At 61.4% G+C, this 13974-nt stretch carries 11 protein-coding genes and 2 pseudogenes; 10 read left to right on the top strand and 3 right to left on the bottom strand.

Translation table 11 applies throughout. The features are described 5' to 3' along the window. The 7 genes and pseudogenes from OC446_RS26420 to OC446_RS26450 all read left to right on the top strand — a co-directional run. On the top strand, positions 1-812 hold an 812-nt coding region (locus tag OC446_RS26420), incomplete at its 5' end, for a catalase family protein (protein WP_262031975.1). Between the two features lie 41 nt (positions 813-853). Next, positions 854-1465, top strand: coding sequence for a hypothetical protein (locus tag OC446_RS26425; RefSeq protein ID WP_181054768.1), 612 nt, complete (start codon positions 854-856; stop codon positions 1463-1465). A gap of 22 nt (positions 1466-1487) precedes the next feature. After that, the gene (locus OC446_RS26430; protein WP_262031976.1) at positions 1488-2843 is read left to right on the top strand and encodes a Dyp-type peroxidase; all 1356 of its coding nucleotides are present in this window, start codon (positions 1488-1490) and stop codon (positions 2841-2843) included. A 258-nt stretch (positions 2844-3101) separates the two neighbouring features. Beyond that, a complete protein-coding gene (locus OC446_RS26435; protein WP_262031977.1) occupies positions 3102-4736 on the top strand; it encodes a Mu transposase C-terminal domain-containing protein in 1635 nt (544 codons plus the stop codon). Between the two features lies 1 nt (position 4737). Further along, positions 4738-5619 carry a TniB family NTP-binding protein gene (locus OC446_RS26440; protein ID WP_181054765.1) on the top strand — a complete coding sequence of 294 codons (882 nt, stop codon included), beginning with the start codon at positions 4738-4740 and terminating at the stop codon, positions 5617-5619. Continuing rightward, positions 5556-6413: a TniQ family protein gene (locus OC446_RS26445; protein ID WP_262031978.1), complete on the top strand. Its 858-nt coding sequence runs from the start codon at positions 5556-5558 to the stop codon at positions 6411-6413. The genes OC446_RS26440 and OC446_RS26445 overlap by 64 nt, the downstream gene beginning before the upstream one ends. A gap of 99 nt (positions 6414-6512) precedes the next feature. Then, positions 6513-6791 (top strand): annotated as a pseudogene (locus OC446_RS26450) (DUF4865 family protein); the annotation flags it as partial. A gap of 238 nt (positions 6792-7029) precedes the next feature. Here the strand turns inward: OC446_RS26450 and OC446_RS26455 are convergent. Together OC446_RS26455 and OC446_RS26460 are read right to left on the bottom strand one after the other, a co-directional pair. After that, positions 7030-7809 carry an acetoin reductase gene (locus OC446_RS26455; protein ID WP_181054763.1) on the bottom strand — a complete coding sequence of 260 codons (780 nt, stop codon included), beginning with the start codon at positions 7807-7809 and terminating at the stop codon, positions 7030-7032. A gap of 162 nt (positions 7810-7971) precedes the next feature. Next, positions 7972-8454, bottom strand: coding sequence for an Hsp20/alpha crystallin family protein (locus OC446_RS26460; protein ID WP_181054762.1), 483 nt, complete (start codon positions 8452-8454; stop codon positions 7972-7974). A gap of 220 nt (positions 8455-8674) precedes the next feature. Here OC446_RS26460 and phbB point away from each other — a divergent pair. Continuing rightward, positions 8675-9396 (top strand): annotated as a pseudogene (phbB, locus tag OC446_RS26465) (acetoacetyl-CoA reductase). Between the two features lie 231 nt (positions 9397-9627). Here the strand turns inward: phbB and OC446_RS26470 are convergent. Continuing rightward, the gene (locus tag OC446_RS26470) at positions 9628-10365 is read right to left on the bottom strand and encodes a response regulator (RefSeq protein ID WP_181054760.1); all 738 of its coding nucleotides are present in this window, start codon (positions 10363-10365) and stop codon (positions 9628-9630) included. A gap of 244 nt (positions 10366-10609) precedes the next feature. Here OC446_RS26470 and OC446_RS26475 point away from each other — a divergent pair, with 244 nt between their 5' ends. Beyond that, entirely contained in the window at positions 10610-11353 is a 744-nt protein-coding gene (locus OC446_RS26475) for a helix-turn-helix domain-containing protein (RefSeq protein WP_262031979.1), read from the top strand. A gap of 896 nt (positions 11354-12249) precedes the next feature. Beyond that, positions 12250-13974 (top strand): PAS domain S-box protein (locus tag OC446_RS26485; protein ID WP_410055151.1); only part of this gene is annotated, 1725 nt, incomplete at its 3' end.

The raw sequence follows: 13974 nt of genomic DNA on the forward strand, positions 1-13974 counted from the left end.
TTCACTCCGACGTGATTCCCGCGCCGCGCGGCATGGCGATCAAGGTGCTCGGGGTCAAGGGCGAACGGCTCTTGCCCGCAGACGATGGACGCAATCAGGATTTCCTGCTGGTCAATATCCCGGTCCTGAGCTTCGGAACGATCGGCAAGTACCGCCAACTCATCGGTCTCCTCGAAAAGAATGCGCAGAATCCGGCCTTCCTTCAGCGCGCCATGGCCGGCGTTGCGCGCGGCGTCGAGGCGGCGGTCGAGGCGGTCGGCGTCGAGCCGGGCGCGACACTGCGGGGCCTCGCCCGAGACAATGTTCATCTCCTGGGTGAGACCTACCACTCGATGGCGGCGATCCGCTTTGGCGACTACATTGCCAAGATCAGCGCGGCGCCCCTGTCCGAGAATGTGCGGGCGCTCGCGGGACAGAATGTCGGAGCCGTCGAGGATTCCACGATGCGCGACCTGGTGGTCGAGCATTTTCGCGAGCATGGAGCCGAGTATCAACTCCGGGCACAGCTCTGTGCCGATCTCGAGAAGATGCCGGTCGAGGACGCGGCCGTGCTCTGGCCGGAGGACCTGTCGCCGCACCAGCCGATCGCAACGCTGTGCATTCCGCCCCAGGACGCCTATTCGCCCGCGCGCCGCGTCTATGGCGACGACGTCCTGTCCTTCAACCCTTGGCACGGCATTCGCGAGCATCAGCCGCTAGGCTCGATCATGCGCGTGCGGATCGCCGCCTATGAGCGTTCCACGCGATATCGCCACGAGATGAACGCCCAGCCGCGGGTCGAGCCGACCAGCATCGCCGCCATTCCGGACTGAGCCTGCGCGAACCCGCCAAATTTCGAGAAAGGAGGCCTGCCATGGCCGATACCGAAGAAATCCCTCAGATCGACGAAACCCGCCTTCAGGCCATCCGGCGCAGGATCGAGGAGGTTGTCGGCGATGCGCCGCAACTTGCCAAGCTCGCCCTCGAGCAGATGGTCACCAAACATAATCCCGATCTCAAGGGTACGGCGGGCTCCGCTGGCCGCGTCGGCGCGCAGTCGGGCAACGTCTCCGAACTGACCGCTATTGCCGCCCTGAAGCCGGGTGGCGCGGACCGGCTGCGGCGCATCTTTGGGCTGGTCAGCGGCAACTTCGACGGCGCGCAGAAGGTCGGCACGTTGCACGACATGCGCTTTGTCTTCTTTGATAATGACACGCGCATCCTCTTTGCCACGACCTATGATGGCGATTGGGATACCTACATCAACGATTTTGCGACCAAGATCCCTGACCTTATGGATCTCATTTTCAGTTCGGTTGAGGGATGGCCGGGTATCGCCAGCCCCAAGGTCAAGGATTTTATTGCTTCACACCAGATCACTGCGGCGGGCTGGTTCGTCGCCAATCCCCAGGTAACCGTGGTGGATGTCCGGCGCCTACAGCGCATGGAGCGCGCCGTCGACGAATTTCTCGACAAGGTGGGCTGAAGCGATGGCGATCCTGCAGAAAATGAAAGAGCGCTTCCGCCGCGACAGCGTCACGCTCGAACTTCATGACATCCAGGCGCTGATCCTGCGCAGCCGGCCCGAGCCCTATGTCGGCGTCCATGCGATGCTCCACTTCGACGAGGCCGACGGCGCGCGGGATCTGCTCGGCCGCCTTGCGCCGCATATCGCGTCAGCCGACAATTGGAGCGAGGATCTCGATTTCTGGATCGGCGCGGCGTTGAGCTTCGAAGGCCTCAAGGCGCTCGGCGTCCCCGATGACCAACTCAAGACCTTTCCTCTCCCCTTCCAGCAGGGCATGGCCGCACGGCGCGAACAGTTGCGCGATTTCGGCCCGAACGCGCCAGAGCATTGGGAAGACGTTTTCAAGCCGGGTAACTGCCATCTGGCGCTAACCATCTACGCCGTGGACGACTTAGCCCTCGACAAGGCGCTGACGACGGCGCGCGCCGAGCTCGACCAGAGCACCGGCGTGACGCTGCTAGGCGAGCATCGTTTCGGTGCGCCGGATGGTGCCAAGAACCCCTTCGGTTTCCGGGACTCGATCTCGCAACCCACGGTCGAAGGCAGCGGCGTCGATCCCATTCCCGGCGAGGAACGTCCGATCAAGGCCGGCGAGTTCATCCTGGGCTATGAAAGCGAAAACGGTCATGCGCTTGGCATGCCCGAACCCGCCGCGCTCGGGAAGAACGGCACCTTCGTCGTGCTGCGCAAGTTTCAGAGCCGGGTCGGCTGCTTTAATGCCTTCCTCAAGGCCCATGGTGAGACGGCCGAGGAGCGCGAGCTTCTCGCGGCCAAGATGTTCGGCCGCTGGCGCTCCGGCGCTCCGCTGACGTTGTCACCGGATCATGACGACCCGGAACTCGGCGCTGATCCGCAGCGCAATAACGACTTCAATTTCAAGGACGATCCCAAGGGACGGATCGTGCCGCTTGGCTGCCATATGCGCCGCCTCAATCCGCGCGACTCCGAGCTCACCCTGCTGACCGACATCAACATCCATCGGATCATACGCCGGTCCTCGACTTTCGGTCCGGTCTATTCTGAGGACGTCGCGCCCGAGGACGATGCCAAGGGTGATCGCGGTATCTTCTTCATCTTCATCAGCGCGCGCGCCTATGACACGATCGAGTTCATGCAGCAGGAATGGATCAATCGTGGCAATTTCGTCGATCTCGGCGAGGAGCGCGACCCGATCGTGGGCCTGCATGAGGAGGATGGTCGCTTTACGATCCCCCAAGCGCCGGCACGCAAACGCATTGATGGGGTGCAGACGTTCAACGTCATGAAGGGCGGCGAGTACCTGTTCATGCCGAGCCTGTCGGCGCTCAAATGGTTAGCGCTCAAAGGCTGGACTTAAGGGTCGCCTCACATGATGCCAAAGATTAGGGATCTGTCGCAAACTTTTTGTTCCAGAGTTTCAGCTACTGTTCCCTGGGATTAATGACGGAGCATGGCGTGTTCAAAGGCAGGTGTCGCTTTGCCCCTAAAGGCGAGATAAGGAACTCAACAAAATCAATGGTAGTCCTTTGCCGCTAAATGTGAGATTTTGCCTTTAAAAGGGAAATTTTCCCCCTAAAGGTGAGACAGAGTTTACAGGGGCGTACGGCTGGCTGCGATGGAGAGGGAACGGGATCTGACAGAGACGGCTGGCGTCGAAGCGTTGCGGAGGGCCGCCGTCCTGCGTCCGCTTGTTCAGGCATATCTTGCGGGCACAGGCAGTCTGGAAGCCGGCATTCGCGATGCGGTTTGGGAGCTCGGTGCCAGTAGGGCGACGGTCTGGCGTTGGATACGGCGCCTTGCCGAGGAAGGCGGGCGAACCAGTGCGTTGGTGCCGCAGAAGCGCGGCCGCCGCGCCGGCACCACGGTGATATCCAGCGCGGTCGAAGAGCTTATCGAAGAGCATCTTCGCCGCTATTTCCTGAGGCGGGAGCGTCCGAGCTTGTCGCGGGTTGTGTTGGAGATCCGCATTGCTTGTGGTGAACGTAGTTGGCAAGCGCCGACACGGCGAACCATTCAGCGACGGCTTGATGCGATGGATGAGCGCGAGGTCATGAAGGCGCGAGAGGGCGCAAGGGCGGCACGTCAAAAGTTTGGACCCGTGCCGGGCACGAATCGGGCTAACCTTCCGCTCGATGTCGTGCAGATCGACCATACGCCTGCGGACATTATTCTTGTCGACAGTTTCGAGCGCAAACCCATTGGCCGACCTTGGGTGACCCTTGCAATCGATATCGCGACGCGGATAGTGGCCGGTTACTACGTCAGCTTCGAGGCGCCCTCTCGCCTGTCAATCGCTCTCTGTCTTACGAGGGCGGTCGCACCAAAGGCAGAACTGCTACCTGAGTTAGACAGCAATGTCCCTTGGCCAGCACAAGGCAGACCACGCAGCATCCATGTTGACAACGGTCGTGACTTCCGATCACGAGCGTTTCAGACGGCCTGCGCGGAATGGGGGATCGGTCTCGTGTACAGGCCGCCGGGAAGCCCGCATTTCGGCGGTCACATCGAGCGTCTGATCGGGACAATGATGGGAGCCGTTCATCTCTTACCTGGGACCACGCAATCGTCTGTCGCCGCCAAAGGCAGCTACAACGCCGAAGCCATAGCCACGATGACCCTGAGTGAGTTCGATCGCTGGTTCGCCTTGGAAATCTGCCGTTACAACAACAGCATTCACTCGAGCCTTGGGTGCACTCCCGTTGCCAAATGGGAGGCGCTGTCTGGAGAAATGTCGGGCGACATTCCCGTCGACATGGATGCGTTTCGAGTGAGCTTCCTACCAAGTGAACAGCGGCAGGTTCGGCGTGACGGCATCCATCTGTTCGGCATCCGCTATTGGGCGGATGCCCTGGCGGGGCATGTCAGCCGTAAGGATGGAAAAGTGGTCGTGCGGTACGATCCCCGCGACCTCTCTGCGATATGGGTCGAACTGGAAGGCGGACGTTGTGTCGAAGCGCGGTACCGCAACCTGGAAATCCCGCCGGTGTCGCTTTGGGAATATCGCGAAGCCATGCAGAAGGGTCGTGCTTTGGGCAAGAAGGGGTCCAATGAGACGGTGCTTGCCCAGTTGATCCATCAGCAACGCCAGATCGCGGATGAAAGCCGACGGCTGACCAAGGCTGAACGGCGATCCCGCGAAAGACGAGGTACGCTGAAAGATTCAATCCGGTCCGATCCACCGCCCGAGGGGCTGCGCCCTGTCGACACTGGTGATACCTCGCGGCCCCTGTTCAAGGTGGAGAGATGGTGACTTGAGAGCAGACGGAACTGGGGAAGACGGTCGTATCGCCCTCATTCAATCGGACATCTGGATCGGCTTTCCACGCGCAGAGCAGGTTCTGGACAGGTTGCAGAGCCTGATAGAAGCGCCACGGCAAACCCGGATGCCTGGCCTTCTGGTTCATGGTGCGTCGGGCATTGGCAAGACGATGATCGCCCGAAACCTGTCGCGCAGATACGCACCGGAGTATGATCCGGTCGCAGGCATAACCCACACACCGCTGCTCTTGTTGCAGGCGCCTCCGGCCCCAGACGAGCGGCGGTTCTATCTGCACATTCTCGCAGCCGTCGGCGCGCCGGCAACGTCGCTGGGCTTACGCGCACAAAGCGTCGCCTCTCTTGAGGTTCGTGTCATAGCCCTCCTGCGCGACCTCGGCCTGCGGATGATCATGATCGACGAAGTCCACAACCTATTGGCCGGGACCCATCGCGAGCAGCGCCGCTTCCTGAATGTCCTGCGTTACCTCAGCAATGAACTTGAAGCGTCGCTGGTCTGTTTGGGGGTCAGTGAGGCCGTCGATGCCATTCGCGGGGATGTCCAGCTTGCCCGAAGGCTGGATGAGCATCACCTGCCGAACTGGCGCGACGACGCCGAGTTCTCGGACATGATCCAGACCCTCATCGCTGCCATGCCGTTGCAGAAGAAGTCCAATCTGAGGGTCAAGTCCCTCAAGCAGATGCTGGCGCTGACCGGTGGGGTGACATCGCGCATCTTCGCGTTGGTCAAGGATCTTTCCATCGATGCCATTCGCTCGGGCGAGGAATGCATCACTGATGACGTAATCACCAAATGGACGCCAGTCTGGTCACGCCATGCACCGGTTCAGCGGCGGCTCGAAAAGTCTGGAGCCTGACGCTGCGCCCGCTGCCGAAGACTGTCTCGCCCCACCCTGACGAATTGCTTTCCGGCTGGCTCGCGCGGCTTGCCGCTGCCAACTACTGCAATTTGGTCGATCTTCTTGCGCACGTCGGCATCGACCGTCGTCATACCATCATGCTCGACTTCGCGCTTGAGACAGAAGCTGCTGAAAGGATCGCTGCGTTTGCTCGTACTGATGTCGACCGCGTGCAGTCACTTCTGTTTCCTCTCCTGACCCAGACCGAAGCCGCACTGACAGCGCAAGTACCGCTCCATACGTGTCCAAACTGTTCGCGACAGGGTCTGGCGCTCAAACATTGGCGACGGGCATGGGCAGTCGACTGCCAGGTCTGCGGAGCATTACTGACCCCGATACTCGGCAAGCCTGGCATCGGCTTGCTTTCGGATCAGTTGCTTCATCGTGCCCGCGTGGGTGCTGCCCTGCTTGGATCTGCAGTGACGCTAAACAGCGTTAGTCAAATCCGACGGGCAATGCGCGGCGTTGCCTTTGCCATGGCACTCAAGAATGCTCGCGGAACCCCTACTGCGGCACTGCAAAGCTATAATCCAGAAGTCCGGCTCTTCTGCCTCGCCGCGATTGCCGCAGTCCAGAAGCGTCCGCTGCTCAAGGCGGCGTTGTTCACCACTGGTATCGATGACTTCGCCAGGGTCGCCTTGCTCCGGACCTATCACAGGGAGGCCCGATTGCTCGCCACCGTCGATCGTATTGCGTGCCGGATACAGCACCGAGTTCGCACCTTGAGATCAAGGAGCAGCGAACAATCCTGATCGGCATCTCACCTTTAAGGGCAAAGAATATCGCTTTTCGTCACCCAACGCGACGAATCTCAGAGTTAAAGGCAAAGCGACACCTGCGCGGCGCCGGGCTTGACGGAGGCGCAGTTCGCCACACGGGAGATTCTCCCGATCGAGCCCTATGCGCCGCTCGATGAGATCCGGCGGCGCGAATGCGACGAAGCGATTGCCGTTCTAGGCCATGGTAGCGCGCTTGCTTCAGTTACAGGTTTTGAACCGACGACGTGGACACGGGTCCGGTTCAGGCTTTGGAGTGCGGCATCGGAGATAGAGCAGGGCCCCAACATCCGGGCTTACCGCGTCGGGCACCTCTCGATGGGCGATGGGGCTGAAGGAATACGGCGCTGGTAGGCTCCGCCGCCCTTCGCTGTGGAGCAGCGATCTCGGCGGCGGAACTGTCATTCCGATGACTGGGAATGTAATCCGCGAGAGGCGGAGCTTAGCCTCAGCGACCGGCGCTTAGTCACCGCCTCTGGTCTTGACCGCGCGGGGCTGGACGCAAGGATAGCCCGGTGGGCCGTCACAAAAGATCCGGGAGCAGTCGGCCGGCTGAGCTCCGCAAGGGAGCCGATACAAGGGCTGATATCGTTTACCGATACACGATGCCGCCATCGATTAGGATTGCCTGTCCCGTGATGTAATCGGAATCCGGGCCAGCCAAATAGGAAACCAAAGCTGCGACATCGTCCGGAGTCTCGGCCCTTCCGAGCGCGATGCCCTCAACATACTTCTTGTAGGTCGCGCCGACCTCAGCGCCGGTGAGCTCGGCGAAGCGCTTGTCGATCTCGACCCACATGTCGGTCCCGACAATGCCGGGGCAGTAGGCGTTGACCGTAATCCCATCGCCAGCGAACTCCTTCGCCGCAGCCTGGGTCAATGCCCGGACAGCAAACTTGGTAGCCGAATAGATCCCGAGCATGGCGAAGCCATCATGCCCGGCAATCGAGGATGCATTGATAATCTTGCCTTTTTGCTTGCGCTGCCTAAACTTCTTCGCTGCGGCTTGGATTCCCCAGAGCACACCCTGAACGTTGATGTTCAGGATCCGATCGACCTCTTCCGGCGTGACATCGCTAAGAGGCTGGACCTGGGCGATTCCAGCATTGTTGACCATGATGTCAAAGCCGCCAAGTTCCTTTTGGGCATGCTCAACCGCGGCGTAGACATCGTCACGATTCGCGACATCTGCCCGGAAGATCGTTGCCTTGCGTCCGATCTGCGCCACCTCGCTTGCGACAGCTGCCATCTTTTCCTGGTTGACATCGACGATAGCGATGTCGGCGCCGTCTTTCGCCAGGCGTAATGCAATGCCGCGGCCGATGCCTTGGCCTGCCCCCGTCACGAGAGCCACTTTTCCATTGATGCTCATATTGATTCTCTTATCCTTGATTGCGTCGCTTACGCGCGCTTTCGTTCGGGGAGCTGCTCGACAGCCGGATCGGGACCCGACAATCGATGTCGACGTACTATCCAAATGTGGCAGATGCGCCGGAGCGCCACGGCCTCCGGCACATCCCCATAATGGCCCCGCTCAAGCGGCAGCCTTGACCTCGATCTGCTTCGCCGATGGCTCCGCCTCCGGCGGCTTGGGCAAGGTCACGGTCAGTACCCCGTTGACCAGATAGGCTTTGATGTCGTCGGAGTTGATGCCCTCGGGCAGTTCGATCGAGCGCGAGAAGGCTCCATAGCTGCGCTCGAGGACATAACGTTTGTCGTCCTTGGTCTCGTTCTCGATCTTCTTCTCACCGCTGATCGTCAGGAGATTGTCGACGAGCTCGACCTTCACGTCCTTCTCCTGGAGCCCGGGAAGTTCGGCCGTGATGGCGATCTCGTTCCCGCGCTCGGTCACGTCCATGCGCGGAGTTAGATCGGGCTGGTGCAGCCTCGGCCATCCCTGGGCGAAGTCGGAGAAGACACGGTCGATCTCGCGCTGAAGTGAGGTGAACGGGCTTGTCTCGGTGCTGGCGATCTCATTGCCCTTGTTGCCAAGCGACAGGAGGGATTTCAGGTTCATGATCTTAGTCCAGTTGTGACGCGCCACCGTGGCTTGTCGGCGGCGGGAAAAGAACATGCAGCGAGCCGAGACACTTTGCGTAAAATCAAACATTGGAAAGCCGCGTCGAAATCCTCGAGCGACCATGCTCAGGTGATCCTCAGTTGATCCTGCGCAAAGAAGCAAATTGACCGATGTGCAAGGTGCGACATGACAAACGTCCCGTTAGGAGAACTACATCATGAAACGTCTCGCACTCGTGACCGGCGGCGTAACGGGAATCGGCGCCGCGATCTGTCAGGCCCTGAAGGTTGCGGGCTATTCCGTTGTCGCCAATTATTACGGGAATGACGCGCAGGCCACCGATTTCAGCCACACCCACGACGTGCCCGTATATGCATGGGACGTTTCCGACCTCGATGCCTGCACCAAGGCCGCCGCCGAAATCGTCAGTCGGCATGGACCTATCGACATTCTGGTCAACAATGCGGGGATCACGCGGGACGCCATGCTCCATAAGATGACTGCGGAGCAGTGGCGCATGGTCATCGATGTCGATCTCGGTGGATGCTTCAACATGTGCCGGACCGTGATCGAAACGATGCGAGAACGGCAGTTCGGCCGCATCGTGAACATCAGTTCCGTGATGCGCTCTCTGGCCAGGCCGGACAGACCAACTATGCGGCGGCGAAGGCCGGCGTGATCGGCTTCACGAAGGCTTTGGCACTGGAGGGAGCATCGCGCGGCATCACGGTCAACGCGATTGCACCGGGCTACACGGACACAGCAATGGTCGCCGCGGTCAGGCCGGACATCCTGAAATCCATCATCGATGGTGTGCCCGCAAAGCGACTCGCCACACCCGAGGAGATCGCTCGCGGCGTTGTCTTCCTCGTCTCGGACGATGCGGGCTTCATTACCGGCGAGACGCTGTCGATCAATGGGGGCAAGTACCTCCAATAGCCGATCCTAACCGTTGGCGGACGCTCGGCGACTGCTGGGCGTCCGCCGGTTGGCCGCGGATTTAGCTGAAGCTTTTTCGGTTTGAGAGGCCAATTCTACCGCCTCTGCGGATGCTGGCATCAGCGTCTCCCCATCAGCCCTGAATCAGGGAACATCGGACGTCACAACGTAGGTCTCGCAGACGCCGTGTAGGGAGGCGGGATCGGAGCAAGGCGCTGACGGGTTTTGCGGTTACCGGATTCGCCCCGTGAAAACATATCCCACGCCCCGCACCGACTTGACGAGCGCAGGGTTCCTGGGATCAGCCTCAATCTTGCGGCGCAGACGTGCCACCTGAGCGTCGATCGAGCGGTCAATCGCTTCCCACTGCCGCCCCCGCGTCAGATCCATCAGTTGATCGCGGCTGAGGACTCGGACTGGATGCTTGACGAAGGTCACGAGCAGATCGAACTCGCCGGTCGTGAGAAGGACTTCGGAGCCGTCGCGCGCCCGCAGTTCCCGGCGTCCCAAGTCGAGCCGCCAGCCATCGAACTCGATTACCTCGCTATCAACGGTCCGGTCGTCCGAGGGCGACTCCGCCGGGGTGGCAGGCCGCAACCGGCGTAGGACGCTCTTGATCCGGGCGAGGACCTCCCGCAGGTGGAACGGCTTGGCGATGTAGTCGTCCGCGCCTACCTCGAGACCGACCACCATGTCGACCATGTCGGACCGGCCGGTGAGCATGATGATGCCGATCATGCCGGAGTTGGGATGGGACCGGATCTCCCGGGCCAGCTGAAGACCGTCTTCGCCCGGCAGGACGAGGTCCAGGAGAACGAGGTGAGGCGGCGTCTGCGTGAGGCATTCGCGCATGGCCATGCCGCCGTCCGCGGCGCTGACCCGAAAGCCCTCGTCGGACAGGTACCGGGAGAGCATTTGGCGGATGCGGGAATCGTCGTCAACGATGAGGATGTGAGGACCGTCGGACACGCGAAGGAAAGAGAAATCCAATTTGCGGGAATAATGAATGATGTGAATGACGTCTGATAGGAATCCAGAGGTCTAGCAGGTATGCCATGAGAGTATAGGCCAAGGTCTCTGGCCTCAAGGAGGAGAGCGACCCGCCTGTCACAAATTGTTACACACCGGTACGAGCCGATACACAGCCAAGGTTCATCTGTGACAATCGCCTGCTTTTAGTCGGGGCACCGAACGATCCCGACTGGAGCTTCTGATGTACGCCTCCCACCTTGCCCCCTCGACCAGCGGCGCGCCCCTTCCGCCCTTCGACATCCAAGCCGGGCCCTCGACCCTGGCGAGCGCGTTCGCCTCGCGGCCGATGGAGACCCTCGCAGCGGGCGAGGCGGCATTCTGGGAGGGGGATGCGGCCTCGCATGCCGTCCAGGTTGTCGACGGGTGCTTCCGCCTCTATCGCATCCTGGCCGACGGGCGCCGCGCCATCATGGGCTTCGTCTTCGCGGGCGAGACGCTCGGGCTCTCCTGCCAGGGCACCTACCGCTACACCGCCGAGGCGATCACGCGCGGGCAGGTGCGCCGGCTCGGGCGCAGCCAGCTTCAAGCGATGACCGAGGGATCGGAGCGTCTGAGATCGCTCGTGCTGGCCCACATCCTCGAGGAAATGAATGCCGCCCACCACCACATCATCGTTCTCGGGCAAATGGGAGCCGAGGAACGGGTGGCCCATTTTCTGGTCTCGGCCGCCCACCGGACGGGGGCAGATTGCGAATGCCCGGTAGCCATTGAGGTGCCAATGACACGGCTCGACATCGCGGACTACCTTGGCCTGACCCTTGAAACCGTCAGTCGCGTGATGTCCCGGTTCAGGCGGGACGGGCTGATCGCGCTGGAGGGGCGCAGCAGGGTCGTCCTGCGGCGCATGAGCAGGGTGCAGGAACTCGCCGGTGAGGTGGAGGAGGATCTGTGCTCCACCTCGTGCATGACCGCTTGGCCGCACTGAAAGCGCGCATTCGTCGCACGAATCTCTCCGAGGAGTTGATCTCATGATGCCAAGGCAGCGCGCCCAAGGACGGCGCGTTATGGTCCTCGCTATCGTCATTGGGGTAACGCTTGCCCCAGCCCCGATTGCGCCACCAGCGCGGGCCCAGGGCTACGGAAGCTCCCGCAAAGCCCTCGGTCCCTCTCAGCCATCAGGCAGAGCCGGCCGCTCCCAAGAAAGATACGGGCTGCCCCCGGGTTCGGAAGCGGCTCTGGACCGACCGGGACGGGTGGATCGCCCGGCGTGTTGCGATCTGCACCGGATCCGAAACGAATTCATAAGCGACAAAGTCAGGAACCGCAGACAATGACCCGAGCAGCAATCGAGCGGGCGCTTGAAACAAACTTCAATGTGTTCCGGCATAAGACGGCACAGGATCTGTGTTGCGCCGTCCCAGAGAGTCAACCGGTTCCGGGATTCCTCGACGGGAGCGTTTGGGCGTACGCCACGACCTTCAGGGGGGACGCGGCACTCCCTCCAACCTTTGATCGCTCGGCGGCTCATCTCGGAGCCAGGCTCAACAGCTACCATCTGTTTCACATGCCGGAGGATTCGTTGATCAGCCTGTCGTCTCGAACTCGACCGAACGCGATTGATCAGGATCAGGGCCGCGCCGAAGCCATCATGCTACAAGCCCCCGTCTTACACCCCCAAAAGGATTGGGTGGGCACGGCAGGCACACAGATTGTGGAATGTTCCACGACGGCCGGCCTTTGGGCCCGATGCCAGGAGGAAAGGTCAGGGCAGGCAAGGTTTGCCATCTCCCGCCAAGCTTCGGCAGGCCAACGGTGAGTGCTAAGAAACAGTTCAGTTTCCGTCCCTGGGAGGGGCGACTTTTGTACGAAAGGACGCATGACATGCGTCAAGATCAGGACGAGCCGCTTCAGTCGATCACAGGTGGCTCGACAGCCTCCAGCGGAGCGGTCGAAGAGTCCTCCGCCGTGGATCGGTTCCAAGTCGTCTTCGATCAGGCTGCGATTGGGATCAAACTGGTGGATGGCGATGGCCGCCTTCTCGACGTCAACGAAGCCGTCTGCGGCATTCTCGGGTATGAGCGCCAAGAGTTGATCGGGCGGAATTTCGTCGATCTCATCGATCCGGAGGATCGGCCTCAGGCGCAGGCTCTCGCCAGTCGGCTCCTGGCCGGCGAGATGCCGCGTTGCCAGATCGAGAAACGTTACCGGCGCAAGGACGGCACCCTTGTCTGGGTTCGTGTGACGTCCTCGCTCGCGGGGGCGGGGACCTCCCAGCCTTATCGCATCTCGGTGGTTGAGGACATCAGCGAGCGCAAGCAGGCCGAGGAAGCGCTACAGGCAGGTGAGGCCCGCCTCAGGACCATTCTCGATGCCATTCCGATCGGGGCTGTCGTTGGAGATGAGAGTGGCCGGATCGTCGAGGCCAACAAGGCCTACCTTGATCTGATCGGGCGCACGAGGGACGACCTCCTCTCAGGGCACGTGCGTTGGGACGAGATCACGCCACCCGAGTGGCTTGCGGCAGACGAGCGGGCCGTCGCTGAGGCGCGCACCCGCGGCGTCTCGACCTTGTACGAGAAGGAGTATCTGCGCAACGGCGAGCGGATTCCGGTGCTGGTCGGCTTGGCCAAGCTGGGCGGCGGCGAGACCATGGCTGCCTTCACTCTCGATATCAGGGAGCGCAAGGCAGCCGAGGCTGCCCTCCGGGCCAGGACCCTGGAATGGGAGGCCCTCGTCGAGACCGCTCCCGTGGCGACATGGTTCACCTATGATCCTGACCTGCAGGAGGTGAAGGCCAACCGCTTTGCGGCCAAGCTGCTCGACGTGCCTCTCATTTCCAAATTTGCGCCATCCGGGTTCAGCGCGACCGCTTATCCGCCTCGCCGCATTTATCGGAATGATGTGGAGCCTCCAGTCACCGAGTACCCGCTGGCGCGGGCCATCCGGGGCGAGGAGGTCCGCAACGAGGAGTGGGAGGTCCGCTTCGACGATGGCCGCTCGATAGCCCTCCTCTATAATGCCACGGCACTTCGCGATACGACGGGAGCAGTGATCGGCGCCATGTCGACCGCAGTCGACATCACGGAACGCAAGCGGTCCGAGGCAGCCCTGCGCGAGCGGGAGGCCCGGCTTCAATCCATCCTCGACACGGTGCCGGAGGCTCTCATTACGATTAACAATCGTGGGCTGATCGAGTCCTTCAGCCGATCCGCCGAGACCCTCTTCGGCTATCGCGCCGAGGAGGCAATCGGGCGTAACGTCAGCATGCTCATGCCTTCGCCCCACCGGGAAGAGCACGACGGCTATATCGCACGCTACGTGCGCACCGGCGAGCGACGGATCATCGGTACTGGCCGGGTCGTGCAGGCCCAGCGCAAGGACGGGAGCCAATTCCCGGTCGAACTGGCGGTCGGAGAGGTGAAGGTGGGCGAGAGACTCCTGTTCACGGGCTTCATCCGCGATCTTACCGCCAACCAGAAGATCGAGCAGGAGCTGCGGCAGGCGCAGAAAATGGAGGCCGTCGGCCAATTGACCGGCGGTATCGCGCATGACTTCAACAACCTGCTCACCGTCATTCTCGGCAATCTCGAGATGCTCGAGATGCGG

The sequence above is a fragment of the Microvirga sp. Mcv34 genome, assembly GCF_024519725.1.
Classification (GTDB): domain Bacteria; phylum Pseudomonadota; class Alphaproteobacteria; order Rhizobiales; family Beijerinckiaceae; genus Microvirga.

Excerpts from the sequence above, each read along its gene's own strand:
- OC446_RS26425 (WP_181054768.1), top strand. The coding sequence starts at position 854 with ATGGCCGATACCGAAGAAATCCCTCAGATCGACGAAACCCGCCTTCAG.
- OC446_RS26430 (WP_262031976.1), top strand. The coding sequence starts at position 1,488 with ATGAAAGAGCGCTTCCGCCGCGACAGCGTCACGCTCGAACTTCATGAC.
- OC446_RS26435 (WP_262031977.1), top strand. The coding sequence starts at position 3,102 with ATGGAGAGGGAACGGGATCTGACAGAGACGGCTGGCGTCGAAGCGTTG.
- OC446_RS26445 (WP_262031978.1), top strand. The coding sequence starts at position 5,556 with ATGGACGCCAGTCTGGTCACGCCATGCACCGGTTCAGCGGCGGCTCGA.
- OC446_RS26455 (WP_181054763.1), bottom strand. The coding sequence starts at position 7,809 with ATGAGCATCAATGGAAAAGTGGCTCTCGTGACGGGGGCAGGCCAAGGC.
- OC446_RS26460 (WP_181054762.1), bottom strand. The coding sequence starts at position 8,454 with ATGAACCTGAAATCCCTCCTGTCGCTTGGCAACAAGGGCAATGAGATC.
- OC446_RS26475 (WP_262031979.1), top strand. The coding sequence starts at position 10,610 with ATGTACGCCTCCCACCTTGCCCCCTCGACCAGCGGCGCGCCCCTTCCG.